The organism is Halobacillus sp. ABD4_316 (assembly GCF_056161385.1).
The window spans coordinates 444,987-470,297 of record NZ_JBSWZA010000002.1 but is presented as its reverse complement, the minus strand read 5'-3'; the positions used below and the strand labels follow the sequence as shown (position 1 = coordinate 470,297).

Here is a 25,311-nt window from a genome sequence, read left to right as displayed (position 1 = left end):
CAAAAAAACGTCTTGACAGACAAAAAATGACAGGGGTGAGGTCTCTTCCCTGTCCCTATCCCTTTTGACCGACGACTTTTTTTAACCCATCGGAGATTTTACAACGGTTCACTTATTCATGCAACAACCGATATTTGCTATAATAGATGGTGCTGTATGTAAAGGAGTTCGAATGTGCATGAGTACAATCCATACCTTATTAAAAACCAATACCTACCGCTTCATCGATCAAAGCAGTCTTGGACCTTCGTTTTCAGCTCTTCAGTCGTTCGCCATGGACGACACTCTGTCCATCTCCGTCGGAGAGCGCATCAGTCCGACGACGGCCCGCTTATGGGTGCATCATCATACCGTCGTCCTCGGGATTCCCGATGCCCGTCTGCCCTACATCGATGAAGCCATCGAATATTTGAAAGCCGGCGGCTACCAGGTTGTCGTCCGTAACTCCGGCGGCCTTGCCGTCGTGTTGGATGAAGGTGTCATGAACCTCTCCTTCATTTTCCCAGACTCAAAGGAAGTAAACATCCATGAAGGCTACGATGCGATGGTTTCATTTATCCACTACCTGTTCCAGGATGTGACCGATGAGATTGAAGCGTATGAAATCACGCGGTCCTACTGTCCGGGCACCTATGACCTCAGCATCAACGGGAAGAAATTTGCCGGCATTTCCCAACGCCGGGTAAAAAACGGTTCCGCTGTGCAGATCTATCTGGACGTCACGGGGAGCGGAGCTGAAAGAGCCTCCCTGTTGAAGAACTTTTATGAAATCGGAAAAAAGAATGAAGAAACACGATTCACCTACCCGGATATCGATCCGTCTGTCATGGCTTCTCTTAACGAACTGCTCGACACCCCCCTTACTGTAGCGGATGTCCGGGACAGGATCTTGACGAAGCTGTACGAACTTTCCGGCCACATTGTGACCGATCCACTGAATGACACGGAAATCGAATGGTTCCAGAAACGGTTCGATCAAATCGTCAAACGCAATGAAAAAGCGCTCGACCACCTCCGCTGAGGATGTCGAGCGCTTTTTACCTATTTCAGCCGAACCAGCTCAGGCTTCTGACTTTCTTCTTCACGTGTCGTACATAAGGAGTCCCAGTCATAAGATGCCCCGTCTCTCATCGTAACCATACGATCGGCAAGGGCGCGGGAATCCTCCCGGTCGTGCGTCACAAAGATGCAGGTCGTATCCGTTTGCTTAAGGATGGCTTTGAGCTCATTTCTTATTTTTACCTGCAGATCCGCATCAAGGTTACTGAATGGTTCATCCAACAACAGCAGCTCCGGCGCGGGTGCCAGAGAGCGGGCCAAAGCGATCCGTTGCTGCTGTCCTCCACTCAGTTCATGGGGGTACCGTTTTGAAAAGTCCCCCATGTTCACAAGCTCCAGCACTTCCTGCACTCTGCGGCTGCGGTCCTTCCTCTTCCATTTTTTCAACCCGAACTTCACATTCTCATACACCGTCATATGCGGAAACAGCGCATAATCCTGAAAGACAATGCCGATGCCTCTTTTTTCAGGAGCTACAAATGTCCGGTCATCTGTCATCGTACGGCCTGCGATGTGGATCGTCCCTTTTTCAGGGATTTCCAAACCGCACAGGAGACGGAGGACGGTACTTTTCCCACTGCCACTCTCGCCCAGGATGGAAATGATTTCGCCCTGCTCAATATCCAGGTTAAAACCATGGACGGTTCGTTCTTTGGAATTGGCATACCCAAAACAGAGATCTTTGATTTCAACATACATATCAATTCGACTCCTTTTCTAAGACCTGATGAAAAATAAAGACAGCCGCTGCACTAATGACGACTATGATGAGAGAAGACAACGCCGCTTCATGAATCTGCTCATCACTGGCATATTTAAAAGCATTGGTCGAAAGCGTTCCGAAGTTAAATGGACGCAGAATCAACGTCAGCGGCAGTTCTTTAATGATCTCAATAAAGGCAAGTAGAAACCCGCTGATCAGCGGTGCCCGCAGCATTTTTACATCCACTTTGAAAAAGGTCTTCGTCATATTCATACCAAGCATTCGTGAGGCTTCCGTATACTTGTTTCCGATTTTATCGAATCCGGACTCGATGGAATTGTACCCAATCGCCAAAAAACGAATGATATAGGACGAAATCAGAATGACTAAACTTGTGCTCAAAAACAGCCGGCTTTCCATCCCTGTGGATTCATAGAAACGGGAGAGGCCACTGTCCAGTTCAATAAAGACCGTGCTGATACCGACAGCAATGACGGCTCCAGGAATGGAATAGCCGAGAATCGTCACTTTGGCTGCAGATTTCGACAGCCGGCTCTGATGCGTGCGGGCGAAGTTGCCGATAATCACAGCAAAAAGAACAATCAACAGAGCTCCAACCAGGGATACGAACAGGGAATTCCAGATCAACGTTAAAAATTCAGGAGATGCTACTTTTTCAAAGGTTAACAACATCCAGTCCAAAAGCTGGATCAACGGGATAAGAAACCCGAGCATGAAGATGGCCAGACAATAACTGAAGGCGGCCCAGCCACGTCCTCTGCTTAGTTGAACAGCACGCAGCGGACGGGCTTTTGCCGTCGTAGCCGCGTATTTCTTCCGGCCGCGCAGCAATTTTTCCAAAATCAAAATAGAAAAGACGATAAACATCAGGGTCGCTGATAATTTAATGGCTGAATTCAAGTCATTCATACCAAACCATGTTTGGAAGATGGCCGTACTGAATGTAGGAACACCAAAGTACTGCACCACCCCGTAATCATTCAGAACCTCAAGGAGAACAAGGCTGACACCCCCGACGACAGCTCCACGGGAGATCGGCAGGACCACCCGGAAAAACACTTCCAGCGGCGATCCTCCAAGCAGCCGGGCATTTTCAATTAAAGATGCAGACTGATTGGCGAGAAATGCTCTTGTAATCGTATACACGTACGGATATAGAAAAAGAGTGAAAATAAAAACAGCACCCGGAAGATTCAGAATATCGAAGTATTTCTGGTCCACTTCGATCCCCCACGTGTTCCGCAAAGTCGTCTGGATCACTCCTGTGTAATTCAAGATCCCATTGTACGTGTATCCGGCAATGTAAGGAGGAATCGCGAGCGGTAAGATAAGCGCCCACTTAAAAAACTTTTTCAACGGGAAATCATAAGCAGAAATCAACCAGGCGAGGCTTGTGCCTATGATAATGGTTAACAGCCCGGTGAAAACGATAAGCAGGGATGTGTTTTTCAATAAATCCGGAAGTATATATTCTGTAATATGCTCCCAATTTTCTGCTTTTTTCGTAAAGAAGTTATATAAGATCGTCACGTTGGGGACGAGAATTAAGATGACAATGATTAAACTGAGTATTGACCAGCTATTTCTATAAGCAGGCAGTCTTCGCCGTACATTCAAAGAGGACACGTCCTTTTCTACCAGTCCCTCAGCCTTGAATGAAAAAAGCCTGAAGACTTGCTTCATTCAAGGTTGAGTCCGTAATAATGATAACAGTTCTCATCTGTTTTGTATAGAAAAAAACCGCATCATGACGGGCATGATGCGGTTTTTGCTTATTTCCAGCCAACTTCATTCATAATTTGAATGGCACGATCGTTGTTTTCTCCAAGTTCATTAAGAGAGATGTCCTGCTCTTTGAACTCACCCCAGCTTTGAAGCAGTTCAGAAGCTTCGACATCAGGGTTTACCGGATACTCGTAATTCGCTTCAGCAAATTGTTTCTGCGCTTCTTCTCCAGACAGGAATTCAATGAATTTCTGAGCGTTTTCAGTGTTCTGGCTGCTCGCTGTCACACCAATACCGCTGATGTTCACGTGGGTCCCTGTAGAATCCTGGTTCGGGAAGATGATTCCCAGCTGTTCAGCCACTTTCACTTCTTCCTCATCTTCAGAGTTCAGCATTTTTCCAAGGTAGTACGTGTTCATAACCGCCACATCACCTTCACCGGCAGCGACAGCTTTCGCCTGGTCACGATCTCCTCCTTGAGGATCACGAGCCATGTTATCTACGACTCCCTGTGCCCATTCCTTGGCAGCATCTTCACCATCTGTGGCAATCATAGAAGCAACAAGAGACTGGTTATAAATGTTGGAGGACGAACGAATCAAGACTTTGTCCTGGAACTCCTCGTTTGTTAAATCCATATACGTTTGAAGGGTTTCTTCATCCACACGCTCTTTGTGATACGCAATGACACGTGCACGTTTTGTCAGACCAAACCAGTTGTTATCCGGATCACGGAATTTCTCCGGGATGTTTTCATTCAACGTGTCACTTTCCAATGATTGCAGCAGATCCTGCGATTTCGCACGGTGCAGACGACCGGCATCAGCGGTGATCAGCAGGTCGGCTTCAGAAGCCTCTCCCTCGCGATCAAGACGGGCGATCAATTCGTCATCATCCCCTTCAATGACATTGACCTCGATTCCCGTTTCTTCTGTAAACGTATCATAGAGCTCCTGATCTGTATCGTAATGACGACCGGTGTAAAGATTTACTTCTCCACCCGTTTTCTCGGAAGCGTTCTCTCCACTTGTTTCTTCTGTGTCTGCCGCTTCCTGATCAGAAGATGTACCTTCCTCCTGTTCGTCCCCTCCGCATGCAGCCAGTACGAATACGGATAGAAGAAGCGTTAAACCTAACATCAACCATTTGTTCCTCATCATGTCCACCCCTGTATGTAAATTTTAAATGATAATGATTTTCATTCCAGCTATTATTTTAATGGAATTCAGCCTAAAGTCAAGCGTTTTCAGCCTATTCCTATTTCCAAATGCAAACGCTTTACTCCAACATTATAAAAAAAGACTGCCGGCCTTCAGGCCGACACTCTTTTCTGCGATTCTATTATAGAGATTGAGCTGCTGTAATAATGGCCAGCTTGTACACATCATCTGCACTGCAGCCGCGGGAAAGGTCGTTGACCGGCTGGTTCAGACCTTGAAGAACCGGACCTACCGCATCAAAACCGCCAAGACGCTGGGCAATTTTGTACCCGATGTTACCTGCTTCAAGACTAGGGAATACGAATGTATTCGCTTCGCCTTTCAGCGGGGAATCCGGCGCTTTTTTCTCAGCTACGGATGGAACGAAAGCAGCGTCGAACTGGAATTCACCGTCGATGACAAGATCAGGGTTCTGTTCTTTGGCAATCGTCAGTGCTTCAGCTACTTTTTCCGTTTCCGGGGATTTCGCAGAACCTTTCGTGGAGAAGCTGAGCATCGCTACTTTTGGATCTACATCGAATAAGGCAGCCGTGTCCGCACTCGCCAGCGCAATTTCTGCAAGGTCCTGGCTGTCCGGGCTGATGTTGATGGCACAGTCAGCAAACACATATTTCTCGTCTTCACGGACCATGACGAAAACACCGGAGGTTTTCTTAATACCCGGCTTCGTTTTGATGATTTGAAGAGCTGGACGTACCGTATCCGCTGTTGAATGAGCGGCACCGCTGACAAGACCATCTGCTTTGCCCATATAAACAAGCATTGTACCGAAGTAGTTTTCGTCCTGGAGGATTTCACGGGCTTTTTCCTCTGTCGCCTTGCCTTTACGGCGTTCGACGAAGCTTGCTACCATGTCATCATATTCAGGATAGTCCGCCGGGTTCAACACTTCAGCGCCGGAAATGTCCACACCCAGTTCTTTCGCTTTCTGTTCTACTTTTTCTTTATCTCCGACTAGTACAGGTGTCACCATACCATCCGCAGTTAATTGGCCGGCAGCTGTCAGAATACGCTCGTCCATCGCTTCCGGAAGTACGATTTTCGTACCTTTTCCATCAATTTTAGCTTTCATAGTATCAAATAGGTTACTCATGCTTAACCCTCCAATTTTCATTTCTGTTATATATGATAAAGTCTTTTGTGTATAAATGAAAGGAATTCCCTTCAAATTTTCTCCTTCCCTACGGTTCTATCCCATTTATCTGTACCCGGAAACGTCATCCATCATTCCTTCATTTAATTGTCACAGGATATCGGTGCCCTTCGTAATGCCGAATGATCAAAATATGTTATATTGGGAATGTGATTTTTTTAACTAACGACTTGCTATACAAAGGAGCGAATGATCCTATGCCAGAAGCAGTAGTAACGATGGATGGATGGTATTGCCTTCATGATTTCCGCACATTGGACTGGACAGCCTGGAAGTACGCCTCCGAGGAGGAGCGTGGACAGGCCGTCTCCGAATTCCGTGAGCTGATCGGACAATGGGAACACACGGAAGAAAACAAGGAAGGCAGCCATGCCCTCTACACAATCGTCGGTCAGAAAGCTGATTTCATGATGATGATTCTCCGCCCGACGATGGAAGAATTAAACGAAATTGAAACAGCCTTCAACAAAACGAAACTGGCTGAATTCACCACTCCGGCCTATTCCTACGTTTCTGTTGTCGAGCTCTCCAATTATATGGGAAGCGCCAATGAAGAGGATCCTGAAATCCAGGCCCGCCTTCGTCCGAAGCTTCCGAAGTGGAACCACATCTGCTTCTATCCGATGGATAAGCGCAGACAAGGAAACGACAACTGGTACGTACTTGAAAAAGATGAGCGTGCGAAGCTGATGTATGCTCACGGCATGACCGGCCGGCAGTATGCCGGAAAAATCCGCCAGATCATCACCGGTTCCATCGGTTTTGATGACTGGGAATGGGGCGTCACCTTGTTTGCTCACGATGTCCTTCAATTCAAGAAACTCGTGTATGAAATGAGATTCGATGAAGTCACATCACGCTACGGCGACTTCGGCTCTTTCTATATCGGAAACCTTCTGAAGCCGGAAGCTGTTGATCAATTCCTGAAAATCTAAGATCCAAGAAACTGTCCGGGGAAACCCGGGCAGTTTTTTTATTTCCCATGATATCCCCCATTTATTGTACCTCTGTTTTATGAAGCGGATTTTTCGGATGTGTTAAGGTTCGATGAATGCACCATGGTTTATTTTTTTCATATCCAGGGAGGGTCCGTACATATAGTGATAAAGAGCATGCAAGCATGCCTTTCGTAAAGCGAGGTGACAGCGTGGCTGTTATTCCTTCCACTGAGGCTGACGTGAAGTTACTGGCACGGCTGATGCGGGCGGAAGCCGAGGGTGACGGAGAGCTGGGGATGCTGATGGTTGGGAACACAGGAGTGAACCGCGTGCGCGGAGATTGTATTGATTTCACGGATATCAACACGATCCGCGATATGGTCTATCAAAGTCCAGGAGGATTCGAAGCCACCCAGAAAGGTTATTTTTACCAGAGGGCGCGCGAAAAGGATATCCGCCTGGCCAGGAAAACAATCAAAGGGACGCGCTACCACCCTGCCTCCAACTCCCTCTGGTTTTTCAAGCCTTCCGGCGACTGCCCTGAACAATGGTTCGGACAGTGGAATACAGGCCGCTATAAATCGCACTGTTTCTACTCTCCGACCCGGTCCGACTGTCCAAGTGTGTATTAAATTCCTGTAAGGAGTGATTCAATTGGCACAAAAACCACAATCCGGAGGCCAGGGACAGCCGATGTACGGGCAGATGTCCTCCCCTTATTATGGTCAGAGCCCTTATATGTACCAGTATCCCAGCGCCCCCTATTCCAACCAGGGGATGCCTCAAGGACAACAAGGAGGCGGTCTCCAGGTTCCGCCTATGCAGCAGGGAACGTTCAAAGGTGGAGTGAATCCGCCGAACATGCTTCCTTCTGAGGAATCCTATATTGAAAATATTCTCAGGCTCAATGCCGGCAAACCGGCAACAGTGTACATGACCTTTGAAAACAACGACCAGTGGAATGCAAAAATCTTCAAAGGAGTCATTGAAGCCGCCGGCAGGGATCACATCATTCTAAGTGATCCACAGACTGGGAAACGTTATCTACTGCTTATGGTCTACCTCGACTACATTACCTTTGATGAGGAAATTAACTACAACTACCCATACGGCTCCGGATCCAATCAGGGGATGGCCAACTACCAGTCCCGCCCTTAAGCCTGAACTCGCTATTTCGATAGCGGGTTTTTCACTATGAAAGGAAAAGGTGAGCGGATGAGACCTCCTTATGAGAACTACCAGCGGGCCTTGCTGGGAACCCTCCTTCTTGCGGTCGTCCTGGCAGTCCTGGCCTTGTTTCAGCTGGAACATCAGTGGCTCGTTCTTCTTTTATTCTACGTGCTGACAGCCGGTTTTGTATTAGAAGGACTTGTAGCCATGAAAAAGCAGCTGCAGATCGAAATGATCATCCAGCTGCTGCGTGCCTTTATCGTTTTTGTGTTTGCAACCATTCTTTATTTCTGACGATTACAGGTGCTTAATGATGGCATACCCAAGCAGAATCCAGCCAATCAGGAATGATAAACCACCGAGCGGCGTAATCATGGCAAACGTCTTGATTTCTGTAACGGCATAGATATAGAGACTGCCGGAGAACAGGAGAATGCCGATCAAAAAGAACCAGCCGGCGCCTGTCATCATTCCAGCCTGGATTCTGCCCATCAATAATGCTGTACCAAACAAAGCCATCGTATGGAACATTTGATAATCCACGGCTTTGCCCCACTGATCCAATCCTTTTTCCGATACTTTCCCTTCCAGACCATGAGCTCCGAATGCTCCCAGAGCTACAGACAAAAAACCATTGATAACTGCGGCGATCAGTAAAAATTTCATATCGATCCTTCCTTCCTAGAAGTCAAATATAGACGGCCCGTTGGCCTCTTCATGATCGACGGCCGTATCAGGCTGGGACTGTTTCACAGGTGCCTTGTCCGCCCCCATCATTTTCCTTATTTCTTCTGCGGTCGGTTCATTCACCGAAGGTTCCGGACGACCTCCCCGGTCCTCTTCCTCCAACAGAAGTTCCGCCAGAAGCTTCACAGAACGGACATGCTCCCTTACTTTCGGCTCATTTCCATGCTGAAGCATCGCTTCCTGTATTTCATTGGCCATTCTTTTTAGAACACTATGGTTGGTTACTGCCATTTTATAAACTCCTTTACTTACATAAAAATGGGACTCTGTCGTAGTTTAACACGTCTCTTCCCCTCCTGTCCCATCCCCTTTCCAATGTTCAAACAAAGTTCCAAAACGTTTCTATACAAACCTCTCTTACTAAAATGCATAAAGATGTATACGCTCGTCCTCAAAACCTTTCCCATCCAAACTCGATTAAGGGGGATGCTGCTTCTGTGAATCTAAGTCCTTCTCAAGAAAAAGACGTTGATGAACAGCCATGGATAAAGGGTGTCCGCGCCTAGCCCGAATAGCTGTATGAAGAAAGGTCTCCCGCACATCATGACGGTATATAAAAGAGGACTGCCTTTTGTTAAACAAAAGGCAGTCCTCTTTTTTTGCACATGACTTGGTTCGGTCACGAGAAGCGTTCAGTGGTGACGCCTGCGGGAACAGCGCGAGCCGAAGATCCACTTGGTCAAGTGATCACTTGACCAAGTCAGCTGAGGTCGTGCCCGCGGCAAGCATCCACCGATAAGCGGAACGTGACCGGAAACACAACGGAAGAACAGTTTCTAGTCAGGATGATCAAATAACCCCTAATTTGTTTAGGAAGATAAGGAGGATCATGACCGGTGCGACGAACTTCACGAGGTAGTACCAGATCTGCCCGATACCGGATCCTGTGAAGTCTGTAGCTTCCAGAGCTTCTGATTTAGAGAAATACCATCCGATCAGAAGGGCCATGGAAAGACCGCCCAGCGGCAGAAGAATGTTGGATGCAATGTAATCCATGGAATCCAGAATGTTCAAGTCACCGATCGGGGTGACGCCTGACCAGATTCCGAAACCGAGAGAAACCCCGATTCCCATGACAAACATGACCGCTCCCATGACAACACTTGTAGCAAACCGTGTCCATCCGAGAATTCTCATGAAATAGGCCGTCGGCACTTCCAGTATAGAAACCGAAGAAGACAGAGAAGCAAGAATCAAGGCAAAGAAGAAGACAAGCCCTACAATTCCCCCCATCGGCATCTGTTCAAAAATACTCGGCAGTGTAATGAATACGAGCGGCGGACCTGAACTTGGATCGATCCCGAAGGCAAAAACCGCCGGGAAAATGACGAGCCCTGAAATCACTGCAAAGAAAGTATCCATAATCCCAATGCCGAGGGCTGCACTCGGCAGTTTGTTTTCTTTTCTCAAATAGCTTCCGTACGTGAGCATCGCTCCCATACCAAGACTGAGAGAGAAGAACGCCTGCCCGAGGGCGGCGATGTAAATGGACGGATCACTTAGAGCGGTCCAGTCCGGCTGAAATAAGAACTTCACCCCTTCATACGCCCCATCCAGGGACAAGCTGAAGAAAGCGAGTCCAATGAGAATGAGGGCAAGCAGCGGCATAAAGACCTTGTTGGCTGCCTCAATGCCTTTTTTCACCCCGCTCAAAACAATAACAATCGTAAGAATCATAAATAAGGCTGTCCAGGCAATCGGATGCCAGGAATGACTGATAAACTGACCGAATGCCCCTTCGTAACCGACCTCCGGAGATGTAAAATAAGATCCATTTAAATAATTCCAGAAATAAAAGATCGCCCAGCCGGCTACGACAGCGTAAAAGCTCAAAATTAAAAAGGAACTGGCAATGCCGAAAAATCCCGTCAAATACCATGGTGTATTTGGTGCCAGCTTTTTAAAGGAACCGACAACATCACTCTCTGCTTTTCTACCGATACTCACCTCAGCAAGCAGCAGCGGGACCCCCAGTAAAATGACAAAGGCCAGGTACAACAGCAGAAAGGCTCCTCCACCATTATTTCCCGCTACAAAGGAGAACCTCCAAATGTTCCCGAGGCCCACGGCCGAACCCATGGCCGCCAGCATAAACCCAAGCTTCGTCCCCCACTTTTCTCTTACCATTCTTCCTCAACTCCTCTCCATCTCTTTCTATGATGTTCTGATAAATATTCATCATAATATCATAGATTCGGGAAAAGATAATATAAAATCAGAAATTTCATAAAATTTACAGCCTGAAATCGATCTTTGTATGCTTCGCTTGGACATGAGAAGCGTTTTCCTGATGTTTTTCTTCAAATTTCATACAGGATGAGCCAGAGGAATGCAGCACCACCTGAGAGGGCATTTCCTTCGATTTGAAATCGTAGGCACTGCAGGCTCTCGGAAAAGCGGGGTTCCATGTCGTGCGAAAGTGCCGGCACCGAAAACAGTTGATCTTCTTCAAAGAAACCCTTCCTTTCTACCATGATGTGGTAAAAGCATAGCATATCCGGCCGGCCCGGACATACATAAAACAGCCCTGCTTCACTCTCATGAAGCAGGGCTGTTATTTTAGTACCCACGTTCTTTTTCAAGACGCTGGATCCGTGCTTCCAGTCTCTCGTATTCCTCACGGGAAACGAAGCCAAGTTCGTTCATTTGGTCCTGGAATTTCGCCTTCACCTGTTCATTCCACTGCTGATCCTTTGTTTGACCTTTGGCCATCCACGCCTGCATCCGCTCATTCACCATGCTCTTCGCCTGCGAAGGACTGATCTCTCCGCGCCTGACCATGTCATTCACAAGCTTCTCGAACTTTTGTTTTCCACTGACTGCGGCTCCAAGACCTAAATGAAACCCTTTTTTCAATAAGTCATTCATGTTCGATTCCTCCTATTATGAGTAAGCTTCCGCAGCATATGCACGTGATTGATGGAGCTGAAAATAAATCCGGCTGCACCAGTCCCGAAGATGACCCCACCGATCCACCAGCTGGGAAGGACTTCAATAACGCCTGTATAAAAAAAAGCAGCGGTTCCGATCAGCATGATGATAAACGAAAGCAGTGTCATAAATAAATAATATTGGTGGAACAACTGATTTTTCTGCTGAGTCGTTTTCCACTCTCTTTCCTTGTCCCCGTCCTCCAAATATTCGACCAAAGCCCGCGGGAGGGAGAGCAGCGGCCTCGCTGTCTCCTTCAACACGTCCGTGTAAAGGGATGAAGTGGAATCCTTCCCGGATACCCACTCCTTAATGACCGGCCGTCCCCAGGCAATCAGATCCACTTGAGGATAGATTGTGCTCAGGACACCTACGACAATGGATGCCGCACGTCCAAGAAACGCATAGTCAGCAGGCAGCTGAATCGGCTGTTCTTTGACAAACTGCTGCAGATCCTCCAGCATGTCATTCATCATATGTGCATCCAGCTTGTCAAAGTTCCCTTCCAGGTACATGTCTGTCGTCTGCTTCAACAGTTTCTTCACTTTTTCCGTATCCGCTTCCGGCAGAAGGAAATTCATTTCCTGCAAGGCTTCAATTACTCTGTCGTAGTCGTCCAGAATGAACCCTTGAATCATTTTACGTATGGAATCGGCATCCTCTTTCCGGATTTCCCCGACCATTCCGAAATCGAGAATGACCACTGTACCGTCTTCTTTAATCATCAAGTTGCCCGGGTGTGGATCAGAGTGGAACATCCCGGCATATAAAAATTGTTCGATACACAGTTCAAACAAAATATAGGCAATACGGCTCCGGTCGATCCCCTGCCTGTCCATAAAGGAGACATCCGTAATTTTGTGCCCCTCCACCCACTCCATGACGAGCACGCGTCTGGTCGATAGGTCTTCGTAATAATGCGGCACCCTTACATCCTGAAAATCACGGAACCGCTTTTGAAACGCCCGTCCGTTCTCCAGCTCCATCGTAAAATCAAGTTCGTTGCTGATGACCCGGACGACTTCCGTATAAAGGGCCTGGAGATCCGCTTTTTTTCCATAAACGGTGAACCGGTTGACGAGCCAGAATACAATTTTCAAAGCCTTGAAGTCCATCCGGAATGTATCACGGACTCTGTAGCGCTGCACTTTAACCGCCACCGGCGTCCCATCCTTCAGGTACGCTTTGTACACTTCTCCAATGGATGCAGAGGCCACCGCTTTTTCATCAATGGAATTCAGGTGATCATCCAGTGAGGCGTTCCAGTCTTCTTCAATCGTTGCTCTGGAATAGGAAAACGGGACGGGCTTCACACGGTCGACAAGTCCCTCCAGTTCTTTAATGAAGGACGGCGGAAGAAGATCCCCACGGGAGCTGAGAAATTGTCCGAACTTTATCAGCAGCCCGCCGAGGGCGACCGCCTTCCTCCGATACTCTTCCGCCATATCTGCCAGCATCATCTCCCATTTCCTTTTCGTCTGCTCATCCCAGATCCGGTGTCTCTTTTCGAACCAGAAAATGCGGAGCAGAAAACGGACGGACATCCAGACAATAACTGTGATCCGGTAAATGGCTATGTATTTCAACCGCTGATGCATGCGTCCCGCCTCCTTTCCATACTTCTGTATCTTACTTTTCCCCGCAAATCCACAGGTCAACCCTGTCAATCGACGATCCCGCACAGACTTCAGCTACTTACAGCCGCCCCGCAGAAAGGCAGCGCTTGCACTTTTCTCTACTATTGTGTGAAAATTCATGTATAACGAAAGGATGAGTGCCATGATTCAGATTCGCGAGCTGGAAGTCAGGGAATTACATACGGCAGCCGAGTGGCTGTATCAGATGAATGGCCAGGACCGCCATTATGTGGCCTGGATGGCTTCTGAGAAAAATGAAATCTTCGAGCAGATCTGGACGTTAACCCAGTTCACAGAGCCTTTAGCTTATGTCGCTTGGGAAGGTTCCGAAATCGTAGGATTTTTAGGCATGGTCCCTTTTTTCGAGCAGAAATTCTGCCGCCTCCTCGGGCCTTTTGCGGTAAAAGAGGAATCCGACGTCATTGAACGCTTATGGGACAAAGCTTCTCTGACTGCCCAGCTTCATTTTGATGCGGTTAAAGTAGCCTGCTACGGGGCGAACGAAGAGTTGAAAGCTTTCGCTAAAACCCATGCGTTCGAACTGTATAACGTTGAAAAAACACTGGTCCTCTTCCAAGCCCATTACAAGGCTGCGGAGTCCACAAAGACCCCGTCAATCTTCCGGCTGCAGGAACAGGATAAAGAAAGATTGGACAAGCTGCATCCAGATGCGGCGTATTATACGACAGAAGAAATGTTTTACCTTTCACGACAGCAGGGGAACGATCTATGGGGATATGAGAAGGAGGGAGAGCTCGCCGGGTACCTCTACTTTGAAACGATCGCGGAAGGGGAAGAGGGTGAAATCTGCTTTGTGAATGTTCATCCTTCCTATCAAAACACCGGCATCGGCACAGAGTTGATGGAACATGCCCTGCAATATGCGTTTTACGCCCTCGAACTGCAGGCGGTCACCCTATCTGTCCGCTCCTTGAATCCTCAGGCTGAACAGTTATACAAAGCCATCGGTTTTCAGGAGCTGAACGAAATACATGCGTACCAGAAGATTTTCACACCGACCCCACCTGCTCCGCTTCATTAATGGAAAGGAGACCTTTGATGGATATCATCGAAAAAACATTGAGCACCATTGGAGATGAAAGCCGGATACAGAAGCAGACCGCCGTCAGTGGTGGTGACATCAACCAGGCATTTTACGTACAGACCGAAAGACAGGCGTACTTTATAAAGACGAACGCCGGTGTCCCCTCCCACTTTTTCCAGGCGGAAGCCGAGGGGCTGCAGACGATTCAACAGACAAAGACCATCCGTGTCCCGAACGTCTATCATTACGACATGCCTGAAAACAGGGAGCCTGCCGCGCTTGTGATGGAATGGATTGAACCCGGGAGCCGGAACGATCATGCAGCCCTCGGCCGTCAGCTTGCTCATATGCACAAGCACACAAGGGATTCGTATGGATACGGGGCTCCGACGTTTGTCGGACAGCTCGATCAGCCAAATACGTGGGCCCCTTCCTGGGTGGACTATTACCGTACGTGCCGCCTGGGCGCACAGCTTGATATTGGGATCTCCAAAAAACGGATAACGAACAAACGAAGAAAGCGGATGGAAGCATTGATGAACAGACTGGACCAATACCTCCCCGCTCATCCCGAAGCCTCTCTGCTCCACGGTGATCTATGGGGCGGCAATTACATGATGGATGAGCACGGACAGCCGGTTTTGATTGACCCTTCCATTCTTTATGGGGATCACGCTTTTGAACTGGCCTTTACAGAAGTCTTCGGCGGCTTCCCAGCTGATTTTTACAATCATTATCAAGAGGTCCTCCCTCTGCCTGAACATTACGAGGAAATCAAACCTCTGTATCAGCTCTTTTACCTGCTTGCCCATCTCAACATGTTCGGGGAAAGCTATGGTCCCGCTGTGGACCGCATTCTTAAGCATTATGCAGAATGATCATCAGGAATAGGCCCGGCCCTTCCCTGAGTCGGATATTTCCACCAGATCGACCGGGTAGGGCTGGAAATAACTCTGCTGCTTCAAATACCCGCTTTGAAAACGGGCGGTCCAGGAACTCAATACACTGAGAACAGCACTTAAGGGGATTTTTTCTTCTTTATATTGATGAAGAAGATCAGCAAAACTTTGTTTTTCTCCGCTCGTCAGCTGCTTCTTAAAATACCCGGCAATGTGCTGACAGACGTTGACGTGGGCGCTTGTTTTCGCAGGCTCCCGCATCAGCTCATGAAGCAGATTTTCGTACGTTTCAAGCACCTCACCGATTCCACGATGGTCATGGTTGGCTGTCGTCTGCCCCATTTTCTTCAACAGGCCCGGGTGGTAGGCCATAAACAGATATTTATGCCGGGCATGAAACTGCTGCAGCTCCTTCATCTTTCTTTCCTTCTTCATCTCCCGGAAGGAGGCCAGGGTGAATAGTTTCGTCAAAAAATGATGGCGCAGGGTGAAGTTTTTCAACCGCCCTTCCTCCTCCACAGCCAGCCCGCTGTGACGCTTGAGTACCTCTGCGGCAAACACCCCGGATGTCTTTCCGATCACCTGGGAATTCTCCGCACTCTGATACACCTTCACATCATGCATCCCACAGGTCGGAGAACGGTTCTTCAAAAGAAATCCATCAACATCATCAAGATGATCAAGAAAAGTATTGGAAAAACCAGTCATTTTATCAGTAAGATCTTCCCCCGTTTTCGGTTGAACGAGACGTTTTTCCTCATCATCCACGAGACGGATGACATCTCTTGGTACACCCAGTCCGATTTCCACTTCCGGGCAGACAGGAATAAATTCTACATGCGCTTTCATTCGTTCGACTGCTTTATCTGGTATGACCGCTCCGTTATACCGCACCTCTGCAAATTCAAGGCACCGGCTTACGACGACTCTAGGCTTCGCATATGACTGCATTCCCTTTCCCCCATTTCCAGTTTCCAATGTATACAAAAGGTTCCCCGTTGTCCTTTTGTGATAAACCCCGGGGTCTGTGATTCTCTACAAATTTCCTATTGGTTTTTGGCAGTAATCGTAATAGAATAAATAATGTTGTATATTTATTCTGAGATGTTTATAAATAAAACAGATTAGTCAGGAGAGATTTTGGATGAAAGCGAAAGATTTTAAACCTTCTTCGCATCTGCGTTTTATCATACCGTCCCTCATCGGTATTTTCTTATTTATGTTCCCTATCAGTGGTGATGACGGAGCCGTCACCATTCCAATCGCCGTTTTGGCAGGAGAGGTCGAGGAACGACTGGCCGGCTCCCTGTCTCTCATCATGACCATCATTATTACGATAACAGCGCTTGCCACTGTTGCCGCTAAACTGCTGAGATCGGATGGTTCCAAATCTCCGTTTTTCCATTCATTATTTAATGTACCCGCGGTATGGGTCGTTACCCGTGTTCTCGGTATGATTTTCGCCATCATGGTCTACTTCCAGATTGGACCGGAGGCGGTCATTTCCGAAAATACAGGCGGACTGCTGCTGGATTCCCTGCTGCATGTCCTGTTCGCCGTCTTTTTATTTGCAGGGCTGTTCCTTCCCCTGCTGTTGAACTACGGCCTGTTGGAATTGTTCGGAGTCATCCTTACGAAAATTATGCGTCCGCTCTTCAAACTGCCGGGACGCTCGTCTATTGACTCCCTTGCTTCCTGGCTCGGGGACGGAACGATCGGAGTCCTTTTGACGAGTAAGCAGTATGAAGAAGGGTACTACACGAAAAGAGAAGCAGCCGTAATCGGAACCACCTTCTCCATCGTCTCCATTACCTTCAGTCTTGTCGTCATACAGGAAGTCGGGCTCGGCCATATGTTCGTGCCGTTTTATCTAACTGTAGCGCTCGCCGGATTTGTTGCAGCATTGATCATGCCGCGGATTCCGCCGCTGTCCAGAAAGCCTGATACCTATGTAACCGATGAAGCAGGAGAACAGAATGAAGATATTCCCGAAGGCCACAATGTGTTTACCTACGGATATGCCCAAGCGGTTGAGCGCGGCAGCAAATCGATAGGTCCCGGAGCCTTTATGAAGCAGGGCGCCCAGAATATCCTTGATATGTGGATGGGGGTTGCTCCGATTGTCATGGCCCTCGGGACGATTGCTCTAATCATTGCGGAATTCACCCCTTTCTTCACGTGGATCGGTATGCCGTTCATTCCACTTCTTGAACTCATGCAGGTGCCCTATGCTGCGGAAGCCTCTGAAACCATTCTTGTAGGGTTTGCGGACATGTTCCTGCCTGCAATCATCGGAGCTTCTATCGAGAGTGAAATGACACGGTTCATTATTGCCGCTCTTTCTGTAACCCAGTTGATTTACATGTCGGAAGTCGGTGGTCTTCTGCTCGGTTCCAAGGTTCCGGTTAACCTGAAGGACCTGTTCATCATCTTCCTTGAGCGTACGATCATAACCCTTCCAGTCATTACACTGATGGCACATCTATTGTTCTGAATGCATAAAGAAAGACCGCCGGGCCTTTGGCTCAGCGGTCTTTTAATTGTTCCAGCACTTTTTGCGCGGTTTCCAGACTGGACGAAGGATTCTGACCGGTCACAAAGGGAAAATCAACGACGACGTGACTTTCATCCGGCTTTCCTTTGCTGAATTCCGCCCCTTCTTCGATTAAACGATCTTCCAGTGAAAACGGGACACGTCCCTCAAGACCAACCTTCGTTTCCTCTTCATTCGAAAAGCCTGTCAGCTTTTTCCCACTTACAAGAGACTGCTTATTGTGATCCGTGACACCAATGAATCCGGCGGGGCCGTGACAGACGGAAGCCATGACTTTTCCTTCGGTAAGAAAGTGACGGAGAAGCTCTTCCAACTGTTCATTTTCAGGAAAATCGACCATGGTTCCGTGCCCGCCGCATAAAAAGACAGCGTCATACGACGTCGGATCCACTTCTGCGAGTGCCACCGTCCGGCTGATCGGCTCCATCACCCCGTCCCATACATCAGGAAGCTGGTTGCTGTAACTGTTTTCATCAATCGGCGGGCGCCCTCCCCGCGGGCTTGCGGCGGTCACCTCATAACCGGCTTCCCCGAACTCCACGGACGGTTCGACAAACTCAGACAGCCAGAGCCCCGTTTCATGTCCATCCATGTGATCAGCATTCGTGACAATCATCAAGATTTTTTTAGACATACAAAAACCTCCTTGCGAATCTCTTACGTATTATTCACAAGGAGGCTCTATTCCATCCACCAGGAAAGGCGGATTTATTTATGATTGAAGCGTGGAATCTTTGTCAAAGGTCCGCTGCCACCAACGTTTGATGAGCTGGATACGCCCCTCAATGAACGGCTGTGTCAGCGTGCGGATCAAGCTGCTCGATAACAAGTAGACAATAGCGGCAGAGATGATCGCAAGCCCGATGACATCAAACAGGTTATCCACTTTGAACAAGTCGGCCTGCCGGAAGAACTGGATGAAAAAGCCGTGCAGCAGATAAACGTACAAGGTCTTTCCGCCAAGGTACGTGATTTTATATTCTGTATTCGGAATCCATGAAAGGACACTGACAACCATGATCCCCGCGAGAGCGTATACCGCCAGTCGGAACAGTCCTCCCATTTCCGGACTGCCGAGAACCTCATAGGATTTCGAACCGAGCAGCCAGCCGGAGTTGATTTCAGGGAGGACAGCAATCACACCTGCGGCTGCAGCCATAATGACCATACTGATTTCCCGGACACGGCGTGTTCTCCACTTATGCACATGCTCCTTCGTCAGCCAGTACCCGGCAAGGAAAAACGGGAAGAAAACGAATGTGCGGGATAGACTGAAATGGTGGCCGATATCTGTGAAATATCCGACGAGCACACCGATCTGAACAGCGATGGCGACACCGAGCATCGGCGGGATTTTCTTAAACCAGTACAACAGAATGTGCCAGCAGAACAAACTGAACAAGAACCATAACGACCAGTGCGGATAAAAAATCCCGTCAAACCCTTCACCTTTCCCGATGAAGAAGTAATACCCGGTATAGACGAGCTGAAAAATCAAGTATGGCAGAATCAACTTTTTAGCCAGCTGGATCAAGTAATCCTTCTCCCCCGATCCTTTGGCAAAGAACCCGGCAAGGAAAATGAACGCCGGCATGTGAAAGGTATAAATCCACGTATAAAGTGTGTACATCGGTTTGGAACCATCGGTAAACGGCTGGATCATATGACCGAAAACGACGAGAAAGATAAGGACTACTTTGGCATTATCAAAAAAAGCATCACGCTTCATGGGATCACCCTTCTTCGATTCAAGATAATCTATTCTACTTCATATGTACCACAATCTATCCTTATTGTAGACAGGTTTTTGAAGATTTAAATCGTCTGTAATGATAATGTAATTCAGAAGATACAATGTCACCTTTCCACGAACAAAGACACCATGGATCAGGGTGTCTTTCAGCTTGTAGAGAAACCTCTTTTTCTTTCTTACCGCCAGGAGCGAAAGCCCCTTCCCTTTCCGCGGACGAGCTTCCTCGCAACACCCACGCACGGCGATCTCGGCCCACTCGTTCTTCCGCAGGAGTGGAAGGGGCACCGCTCCTTGGGAGTTCTATAACATCGAAAAACCCTCTCCTTCACCCAGCTCATCCCTGCTGGATGGAGGAGAGGCTTTTTCATATTCCGGCAGGCAGCCGTCATCAGCGCAGCCCATGCCGTTCTTTTGAAAATGCGAACCTGCTTAGTGCACAACCTCTCTCCTCTATATTCTAACGTTGGCACAAGGAGCGTTCGGTGTTGATGCCCGCGGCATTTATCCACCGATAAGCGGAAAGTGACCCTGCCCACGACAAATGTAAACTCTAACTGGTTTACACAGGCTTTTTCTAAAGCCAAAAAGACACCCTGGATCAGGGTGTCTCTTCGCTTTCCTCAAAATCCACGGCCCACATACCGTTCCGGAAAATAGGTTCATACAGACCTTCCTTCGTTTCTCCGTCGATGTTCAATTCATCCGACCCCATCATGAAGTCTTCATGGACGAGACTATCATTGACACCGTGTGATTCCATCTGCTCCTTATTAAAGGAGGATCCGCCTTTTATGTTGGTGGGATATGCTTTTCCTAAAGCTAAGTGACAGGAAGCATTTTCATCATATAACGTGTTGAAAAAGATGTGACCGGATTGGGAAACCGGGGAAGCGTGCGGTACGAGGGCGACTTCTCCAAGTCTGGCTGAGCCATCATCCGATTCAACCAGATGCTTCAGTATATCCTCCCCGGATTCCGCGGCGTAATCCACCACTTTTCCATCCTTGAATGTTAAGGTGAAGTTCTCAATCAAGTTCCCCGCGTAACTCAACGGCTTTGTGCTGGAGACCTTCCCATTCACACCGTACTTATGAGGCATAGTAAAGACTTCTTCGGTCGGAATGTTGGGGTTGAACGTGCTTCCTTTTTCTGATTCCGCCGCTCCTCCATGCCAGATGTGATTCGAAACGAGCTCAATGGTCAGCTTTGTCCCTGGCCCGGAATAATGGAGTTTTTTATACTGCTTTTGGTTCAAATATTCCCTCGCCTGCCGAAGAGCTTCATTATGCTCTTCCCATGCCTGAACGGGATCTTCCTTGTCCACCCGTGTGATTCTGAAGATCTCCTTCCACAGCTGTTCCTGTGCCTCTTCCGGAGAAGCATCCGGAAACACTTTCTGCGCCCATGCTTTCTGCGGATAGGCAACAATGGTCCAGGTCGTCTTATCATTCATTAAATAGTCCCGGTATCCGGAAAGAGCCTCGCCACTCGCTTTCGTGGCCGCAGCCACCCGTTCCTGATCTACATTCTTCATTAAATCCGGGTCCGGACCGTAAATGGTTAACAGCCCATACCCGTCCGCCACCATTTCTTCAAGACCTTCCGCTTTCCATTTAGGGAAATCCTTAAGGACGGCCATCGGTGCATGCTTCATTTTCATATAACTGAGCATTTCGTCGTTCCATTCGACATGAACGTTTTTCGCCCCCATCCCGTAGGCCTTTGCGGTTACGATCCGGACGAAATCGGCAGCTTCAATGGGGGCGTTGATGATCAGCCCCTGCCTGTGCTGCAGGTTCACTCCGTTTTTCAAAGCCAGATCTGCATACTTCTCTAAATCATTTCGCTTTATTGTCATGGTTACCCCTCTTTTTATGTTTTGTCTTTAAAAACTTCAATCGCCCGCTTCCGCATCTTTTTATGGTCCACCACAGGCTCAGGATAGTCTTCACCGATCATACATCCAGCCTTTTCCTGTTCGTTCTCCGGCATCTTCGAAGGATCATGGATATACTTCTTCTCCACATTTTCAAGCTCCGGCACCCATTCCTTAATGAAACGGCCGTGAGGATCGAAGCGCTCGGACTGCCTGACTGGATTAAATACGCGGAAATAAGGAACAGGATCTGTACCGGTGGAAGCCGCCCACTGCCAGCCACCGATATTCGAGGCAGGGTCATAGTCCACCAGCCTCTCAGCAAAGTACCGTTCTCCTTCGCGCCAATCCATCAGCAGATCCTTCGTCAAAAAAGAGGCCACAGCCATACGGAGCCGGTTATGCATCCAGCCGGTTTCATTCAGCTGTCTCATCGCTGCATCAATCAACGGAAAACCAGTCTGCCCCTGCTTCCATTTTTCCAGAAGATCCTCATCATTATTCCACGGAATACCTCTGTATTTTTCAACAAGCTCTTTATCGTCTGATTCAGGATAATAGTAATAGATCATGTTGTAAAAATCGCGCCACGCAAGCTCGGAAATATAGGTTTCCACTCCGGATGTATCCTTTTTGAAGTTTACTTCGTCCTGAATTCTATGATACAGCGTCCGGACGGAAACCGCACCAGTACGCAGATACCTGGACATCAGACTTGTCCCATCAACGGCCGGGAAATCCCGCTCCTCATCATAATCATAGATGGCTCCATCAAGAAACAGGCTGAACCTTTCACCGGCAGCTTCTTCCCCTGTCCCGGGAAAATCAGCTTCTATTTTTTCCATCAGCGACTGGTACGCTTTTTCTCCTTCTTTAAAGGAAGAACGTTTATCCACGGCCGCATTTTTCAGTTTATCGTGGTTCACCCGTTGAATACCGGGTTTCTGCTGCTGCTTCCACTTCTTTAAGTATGGGGAGAATACTTTATAATGGCCGCCATCCTGTTTTTTGATTTCCTCCGCCCCGTGCAGGTGGTGATCCATGTAATGGTAGACTTCCACATCAATCGAGTCCAGATACTCCACCATATGATCATCCCGCTTCTTACCAAATCCTGTTTCATCCCGGTTGAAGTAGACCATGTCCACATCCAGTTCCTTTACAAATGTCTGAAAGGACTCTTCGGTTTCTCCTTCAATAACATGGACAGGCGCACCCATATCCCCGGCACGTGAAACGAAGTCCTGAAGGGTTTGAAAATAGTAATCATGCCTCATTGTGAATGACTTGTTCAAATCCGGGTGAATATGAAAAAACAAAACGAGGCTGTCCTCATCTTTTGTATGTTCAACAGCTTTTGCAAGTGCTGTATGATCATTCAACCGTAAATCTCTTCTAAACCAGACGGCTCTTGTTGTCATCACCGTTCCCCCTTTCCCTTTATCCTTCCTTTTTCCTACTTCACTTAAACCCTGTCCAACCGGGGGGACAGGCTCCACGAAAAACCAGAGCCCCTTCCCTTTCCGCGGACGAGCGCCCGAGCTGGGCGGTCTCGGACCACTCGTTCTTCCGCAGGAGTGGAAGGGGCACTGCTCCTTGGGGGTTCTTTAACATCGACAAAGACTCTCCTCCACCCCGCTCACTCTTGCTGGATGGAGGAAAATCTTCCGGCAGGCAGCCGTCATCAGCACCTGTTCTTTCCCTTCCTCTTTTCCACGCAAGCGGCAATAGCGCAGCCCATGCCTTTCTTTTGAATCTGCGTACCTGCGTAATGCACAATCTCTCTCCTTCATATTCTAACGTCGGCACAAGGAGCGTTCGGTGGTGATGCCCGCGGGAACAGCACGGGCCGAAGATCCACTTGGGCAGGCGGCCTTCCTGACCAAGTCAGCGGAGGGCGTACCCGCGGCATTCATCCACCGATAAGCGGAAAGTGACCCTTCCCACGACAAATGGAAAACTCTAACTGGTTAACACAGGCTTTTTCTACAGCCAAAAGAGGGGTTCTGCTAAGCAGAACCCCTCTTTTTTGTACTATTTTGGCGAAGTTACGAGAAGTGTTCGGTGGTGGGGCCTACGGGACCGAACCCAGGTCAGCTGAAACCGGGCCCACGGCAGGCATCCACCGATAAGCGGAAGATGACCGCACATACCACCTCTGTAAAACCGTACTTTTCCAAATAGGTTCTTTTATTTGAACGCGTTCATCAGTGTCGCCATTTCAATGGCTGCTGTGGCTGCCTCCCAGCCTTTGTTACCGGCCTTCGTACCTGCACGCTCGATGGCCTGTTCAATGGTGTCTGTGGTAATGACGCCAAAGATCACTGGAATACCAGTCTTCTGGGAAGCCTGAGAAACCCCTTTAGCTGCTTCGCCGCAAACATAGTCGAAATGCGGCGTGGAGCCGCGGATGACAGCTCCCAGGGTGATAACCGCATCGTACTTCCCGGTTTCCGCCATCTTCTGAGCGGCCAGTGGAATTTCAAAAGCTCCAGGCACATAAGCAGCCTCTACATCGTTCAGATCGACGCCGTGACGCTTCAGCGCATCTACGGCTCCTTCATACAGCTTACTCGTAATAAAATCGTTGAACCTTCCTGTTACAATACCGATTTTCAGTCCTGTTCCTACAAGATTACCTTCAAATGTTTTAACCATAAGTCTCTTCCTTTCTAGTAGTGGAATAAGTGCCCCATTTTAGACTGTTTCGTTTTCAAGTAGCTTTCATTTTCTTTGCGGGAAGGCATCTGAATAGCCACCCTCTCTACAACCTCAAGACCAAAACCACCAAGTCCGGAAATTTTCTTCGGGTTATTCGTCAGCAGACGAAGTTTTGTAATGCCCAGGTCCTTCAGGATTTGAGCACCGACACCGTAATCTCTTAAATCAGGCCCGAAGCCGAGTTTCTCATTCGCTTCCACCGTGTCATAGCCTTCTTCCTGAAGCTTATAGGCTTTCAATTTATTCATTAACCCGATCCCGCGGCCTTCCTGTCGCATGTACAGCAGAACACCGCTGCCATTTTCGGAAATCTGCCGTAAAGCGTTGTGCAGCTGAGGACCGCAGTCACAGCGGTAGGAGCCGAAGACATCCCCTGTCAGACATTCGGAGTGTACCCGCACAAGGGTCGGCTCCTCCGGATTGATGTCTCCTTTTACAAGAGCGATGTGATCTTTAAAATCGATATCATTCTTGAAGCCTACCGCTCGGAATTCGCCGTATTCTGTAGGCATCTGCACCTCGATTTCCCGGGTCACATGGTTTTCCTGCTCATGGCGGTATGAAATCAAATCCGCAATGGTGATCATCGGAATGTCAAACGCCTCGGCCATTTCTTTCAGGTCAGGCACACGGGCCATCGTTCCATCATCTTTAATGATTTCACAGATGACACCTGCCGGCCGGGCTCCCGCAAGACGTGCCAGGTCGACAGCCGCTTCCGTATGACCCGCTCTGCGCAGGACACCGCCTTCCTTGGCAATCAACGGGAAAATATGACCGGGCCGCTGGAAATCGGAAGCTTTACTTTCCGGGTTCAGCATTTCCCTGATGGTCAGGGCCCGTTCGTCCGCTGAAATTCCAGTTGTTGTCTCTTTATGATCCACACTGACCGTAAACGCTGTCTGATTAGGGTCTGAATTATCATTGACCATAGGCATCAGCTCGAGCGCTCCAGCTGTTTCATTCGTAATCGGGGCACAAACCAGCCCACGCCCATGCTTGATCATAAAATTGATCATCTCCGTGGAAGCATGCTCCGCAATTCCAATAAAGTCCCCTTCATTTTCCCTGTCCTCGTCATCACAAACGATGACAAGCTTTCCCTGCTTCAATACATCAATCGCTTTTTCAACCGAATCAAACATATGCTTTCCCCCTC

At 48.4% G+C, this 25,311-nt stretch carries 24 protein-coding genes; 8 read left to right on the top strand and 16 right to left on the bottom strand.

What is annotated here, in order from left to right:
- Positions 1-178 precede the first annotated feature (178 nt).
- Positions 179-1,021: an octanoyl-[GcvH]:protein N-octanoyltransferase gene (gene lipL / locus ACXAJH_RS09375; protein ID WP_474969788.1), complete on the top strand. Its 843-nt coding sequence runs from the start codon at positions 179-181 to the stop codon at positions 1,019-1,021.
- Positions 1,022-1,041: 20 nt separating this feature from the next.
- Here lipL and ACXAJH_RS09370 read toward each other — a convergent pair whose 3' ends face one another.
- The 4 genes from ACXAJH_RS09370 to pta all read right to left on the bottom strand — a co-directional run bounded on the left by ACXAJH_RS09370 (position 1,042) and on the right by pta (position 5,821).
- A complete protein-coding gene (locus tag ACXAJH_RS09370; protein WP_474993724.1) occupies positions 1,042-1,758 on the bottom strand; it encodes an ABC transporter ATP-binding protein in 717 nt (238 codons plus the stop codon).
- A gap of 1 nt (position 1,759) precedes the next feature.
- Entirely contained in the window at positions 1,760-3,400 is a 1,641-nt protein-coding gene (locus ACXAJH_RS09365) for an ABC transporter permease (protein ID WP_474969790.1), read from the bottom strand.
- Between the two features lie 155 nt (positions 3,401-3,555).
- Complete coding sequence (locus ACXAJH_RS09360; protein ID WP_474993722.1) at positions 3,556-4,665, bottom strand: Fe(3+) ABC transporter substrate-binding protein; 1,110 nt, start codon at positions 4,663-4,665, stop codon at positions 3,556-3,558.
- A gap of 184 nt (positions 4,666-4,849) precedes the next feature.
- A complete protein-coding gene (gene pta / locus ACXAJH_RS09355) occupies positions 4,850-5,821 on the bottom strand; it encodes a phosphate acetyltransferase (protein WP_474969792.1) in 972 nt (323 codons plus the stop codon).
- 257 nt (positions 5,822-6,078) lie between these two features.
- On the opposite strand from pta, the gene hemQ reads away from it, so the two are divergent.
- From hemQ to ACXAJH_RS09335, 4 genes are all read left to right on the top strand, one after another.
- Positions 6,079-6,816, top strand: coding sequence for a hydrogen peroxide-dependent heme synthase (gene hemQ / locus ACXAJH_RS09350; protein WP_474969793.1), 738 nt, complete (start codon positions 6,079-6,081; stop codon positions 6,814-6,816).
- A gap of 212 nt (positions 6,817-7,028) precedes the next feature.
- Complete coding sequence (locus tag ACXAJH_RS09345; protein ID WP_027954676.1) at positions 7,029-7,451, top strand: cell wall hydrolase; 423 nt, start codon at positions 7,029-7,031, stop codon at positions 7,449-7,451.
- 22 nt (positions 7,452-7,473) lie between these two features.
- Positions 7,474-7,977 (top strand): spore coat protein GerQ, encoded by a 504-nt coding sequence (gene gerQ, locus ACXAJH_RS09340; RefSeq protein WP_474969794.1) that lies wholly within the window; start codon positions 7,474-7,476, stop codon positions 7,975-7,977.
- 36 nt (positions 7,978-8,013) lie between these two features.
- On the top strand, positions 8,014-8,283 hold the full coding sequence (locus tag ACXAJH_RS09335) for a hypothetical protein (RefSeq protein WP_474969795.1): 270 nt from the start codon (positions 8,014-8,016) through the stop codon (positions 8,281-8,283).
- Between the two features lie 3 nt (positions 8,284-8,286).
- On the opposite strand, the gene ACXAJH_RS09330 is transcribed toward ACXAJH_RS09335, so the two are convergent.
- The 5 genes from ACXAJH_RS09330 to ACXAJH_RS09310 all read right to left on the bottom strand — a co-directional run bounded on the left by ACXAJH_RS09330 (position 8,287) and on the right by ACXAJH_RS09310 (position 13,265).
- Positions 8,287-8,655, bottom strand: coding sequence for a DUF423 domain-containing protein (locus ACXAJH_RS09330; RefSeq protein WP_224869219.1), 369 nt, complete (start codon positions 8,653-8,655; stop codon positions 8,287-8,289).
- 15 nt (positions 8,656-8,670) lie between these two features.
- Positions 8,671-8,967, bottom strand: a complete 297-nt coding sequence (locus tag ACXAJH_RS09325; protein WP_474969796.1) for a DUF5327 family protein — start codon at positions 8,965-8,967, stop codon at positions 8,671-8,673.
- Positions 8,968-9,525: 558 nt separating this feature from the next.
- Positions 9,526-10,863, bottom strand: a complete 1,338-nt coding sequence (locus ACXAJH_RS09320; RefSeq protein ID WP_474993720.1) for a sodium-dependent transporter — start codon at positions 10,861-10,863, stop codon at positions 9,526-9,528.
- A 432-nt stretch (positions 10,864-11,295) separates the two neighbouring features.
- The gene (locus ACXAJH_RS09315) at positions 11,296-11,604 is read right to left on the bottom strand and encodes a phasin family protein (RefSeq protein ID WP_474969799.1); all 309 of its coding nucleotides are present in this window, start codon (positions 11,602-11,604) and stop codon (positions 11,296-11,298) included.
- The gene (locus ACXAJH_RS09310; protein WP_474969800.1) at positions 11,601-13,265 is read right to left on the bottom strand and encodes an ABC1 kinase family protein; all 1,665 of its coding nucleotides are present in this window, start codon (positions 13,263-13,265) and stop codon (positions 11,601-11,603) included. Before ACXAJH_RS09310 ends, ACXAJH_RS09315 begins: the two co-directional genes overlap by 4 nt.
- Positions 13,266-13,446: 181 nt before the next feature.
- Between ACXAJH_RS09310 and ACXAJH_RS09305 the strand changes: the two genes are divergently transcribed.
- Positions 13,447-14,346 carry a GNAT family N-acetyltransferase gene (locus ACXAJH_RS09305; protein ID WP_474993718.1) on the top strand — a complete coding sequence of 300 codons (900 nt, stop codon included), beginning with the start codon at positions 13,447-13,449 and terminating at the stop codon, positions 14,344-14,346.
- 17 nt (positions 14,347-14,363) lie between these two features.
- Positions 14,364-15,227 (top strand): fructosamine kinase family protein, encoded by an 864-nt coding sequence (locus tag ACXAJH_RS09300; RefSeq protein WP_474969802.1) that lies wholly within the window; start codon positions 14,364-14,366, stop codon positions 15,225-15,227.
- 3 nt (positions 15,228-15,230) lie between these two features.
- On the opposite strand, the gene ACXAJH_RS09295 is transcribed toward ACXAJH_RS09300, so the two are convergent.
- Positions 15,231-16,199, bottom strand: coding sequence for a YbgA family protein (locus ACXAJH_RS09295; RefSeq protein ID WP_474969803.1), 969 nt, complete (start codon positions 16,197-16,199; stop codon positions 15,231-15,233).
- Between the two features lie 193 nt (positions 16,200-16,392).
- Here ACXAJH_RS09295 and ACXAJH_RS09290 point away from each other — a divergent pair, with 193 nt between their 5' ends.
- Positions 16,393-17,742: a YjiH family protein gene (locus tag ACXAJH_RS09290; protein ID WP_474969804.1), complete on the top strand. Its 1,350-nt coding sequence runs from the start codon at positions 16,393-16,395 to the stop codon at positions 17,740-17,742.
- Between the two features lie 31 nt (positions 17,743-17,773).
- Here ACXAJH_RS09290 and ACXAJH_RS09285 read toward each other — a convergent pair whose 3' ends face one another.
- The 6 genes from ACXAJH_RS09285 to ACXAJH_RS09260 all read right to left on the bottom strand — a co-directional run bounded on the left by ACXAJH_RS09285 (position 17,774) and on the right by ACXAJH_RS09260 (position 25,297).
- Positions 17,774-18,436, bottom strand: a complete 663-nt coding sequence (locus ACXAJH_RS09285; protein ID WP_474969805.1) for a type 1 glutamine amidotransferase domain-containing protein — start codon at positions 18,434-18,436, stop codon at positions 17,774-17,776.
- Between the two features lie 78 nt (positions 18,437-18,514).
- Positions 18,515-19,531 carry an acyltransferase family protein gene (locus tag ACXAJH_RS09280; RefSeq protein ID WP_474969806.1) on the bottom strand — a complete coding sequence of 339 codons (1,017 nt, stop codon included), beginning with the start codon at positions 19,529-19,531 and terminating at the stop codon, positions 18,515-18,517.
- 622 nt (positions 19,532-20,153) lie between these two features.
- The gene (locus ACXAJH_RS09275) at positions 20,154-21,413 is read right to left on the bottom strand and encodes an aminopeptidase (protein WP_474993716.1); all 1,260 of its coding nucleotides are present in this window, start codon (positions 21,411-21,413) and stop codon (positions 20,154-20,156) included.
- Positions 21,414-21,427: 14 nt separating this feature from the next.
- Positions 21,428-22,852, bottom strand: coding sequence for a cryptochrome/photolyase family protein (locus ACXAJH_RS09270; protein WP_474969808.1), 1,425 nt, complete (start codon positions 22,850-22,852; stop codon positions 21,428-21,430).
- 769 nt (positions 22,853-23,621) lie between these two features.
- A complete protein-coding gene (ribH, locus tag ACXAJH_RS09265; protein ID WP_027953321.1) occupies positions 23,622-24,089 on the bottom strand; it encodes a 6,7-dimethyl-8-ribityllumazine synthase in 468 nt (155 codons plus the stop codon).
- 14 nt (positions 24,090-24,103) lie between these two features.
- Positions 24,104-25,297 (bottom strand): bifunctional 3,4-dihydroxy-2-butanone-4-phosphate synthase/GTP cyclohydrolase II, encoded by a 1,194-nt coding sequence (locus ACXAJH_RS09260; protein ID WP_474970830.1) that lies wholly within the window; start codon positions 25,295-25,297, stop codon positions 24,104-24,106.
- Positions 25,298-25,311: the final 14 nt, after the last annotated feature.

Excerpts from the sequence above, each read along its gene's own strand:
- lipL (WP_474969788.1), top strand. The coding sequence starts at position 179 with ATGAGTACAATCCATACCTTATTAAAAACCAATACCTACCGCTTCATC.
- ACXAJH_RS09370 (WP_474993724.1), bottom strand. The coding sequence starts at position 1,758 with ATGTATGTTGAAATCAAAGATCTCTGTTTTGGGTATGCCAATTCCAAA.
- ACXAJH_RS09360 (WP_474993722.1), bottom strand. The coding sequence starts at position 4,665 with ATGAGGAACAAATGGTTGATGTTAGGTTTAACGCTTCTTCTATCCGTA.
- pta (WP_474969792.1), bottom strand. The coding sequence starts at position 5,821 with ATGAGTAACCTATTTGATACTATGAAAGCTAAAATTGATGGAAAAGGT.
- hemQ (WP_474969793.1), top strand. The coding sequence starts at position 6,079 with ATGCCAGAAGCAGTAGTAACGATGGATGGATGGTATTGCCTTCATGAT.
- ACXAJH_RS09335 (WP_474969795.1), top strand. The coding sequence starts at position 8,014 with ATGAAAGGAAAAGGTGAGCGGATGAGACCTCCTTATGAGAACTACCAG.
- ACXAJH_RS09330 (WP_224869219.1), bottom strand. The coding sequence starts at position 8,655 with ATGAAATTTTTACTGATCGCCGCAGTTATCAATGGTTTTTTGTCTGTA.
- ACXAJH_RS09325 (WP_474969796.1), bottom strand. The coding sequence starts at position 8,967 with ATGGCAGTAACCAACCATAGTGTTCTAAAAAGAATGGCCAATGAAATA.
- ACXAJH_RS09320 (WP_474993720.1), bottom strand. The coding sequence starts at position 10,863 with ATGGTAAGAGAAAAGTGGGGGACGAAGCTTGGGTTTATGCTGGCGGCC.
- ACXAJH_RS09315 (WP_474969799.1), bottom strand. The coding sequence starts at position 11,604 with ATGAATGACTTATTGAAAAAAGGGTTTCATTTAGGTCTTGGAGCCGCA.
- ACXAJH_RS09310 (WP_474969800.1), bottom strand. The coding sequence starts at position 13,265 with ATGCATCAGCGGTTGAAATACATAGCCATTTACCGGATCACAGTTATT.
- ACXAJH_RS09305 (WP_474993718.1), top strand. The coding sequence starts at position 13,447 with ATGATTCAGATTCGCGAGCTGGAAGTCAGGGAATTACATACGGCAGCC.
- ACXAJH_RS09300 (WP_474969802.1), top strand. The coding sequence starts at position 14,364 with ATGGATATCATCGAAAAAACATTGAGCACCATTGGAGATGAAAGCCGG.
- ACXAJH_RS09295 (WP_474969803.1), bottom strand. The coding sequence starts at position 16,199 with ATGCAGTCATATGCGAAGCCTAGAGTCGTCGTAAGCCGGTGCCTTGAA.
- ACXAJH_RS09290 (WP_474969804.1), top strand. The coding sequence starts at position 16,393 with ATGAAAGCGAAAGATTTTAAACCTTCTTCGCATCTGCGTTTTATCATA.
- ACXAJH_RS09285 (WP_474969805.1), bottom strand. The coding sequence starts at position 18,436 with ATGTCTAAAAAAATCTTGATGATTGTCACGAATGCTGATCACATGGAT.
- ACXAJH_RS09280 (WP_474969806.1), bottom strand. The coding sequence starts at position 19,531 with ATGAAGCGTGATGCTTTTTTTGATAATGCCAAAGTAGTCCTTATCTTT.
- ACXAJH_RS09275 (WP_474993716.1), bottom strand. The coding sequence starts at position 21,413 with ATGACAATAAAGCGAAATGATTTAGAGAAGTATGCAGATCTGGCTTTG.
- ACXAJH_RS09270 (WP_474969808.1), bottom strand. The coding sequence starts at position 22,852 with ATGACAACAAGAGCCGTCTGGTTTAGAAGAGATTTACGGTTGAATGAT.
- ribH (WP_027953321.1), bottom strand. The coding sequence starts at position 24,089 with ATGGTTAAAACATTTGAAGGTAATCTTGTAGGAACAGGACTGAAAATC.
- ACXAJH_RS09260 (WP_474970830.1), bottom strand. The coding sequence starts at position 25,297 with ATGTTTGATTCGGTTGAAAAAGCGATTGATGTATTGAAGCAGGGAAAG.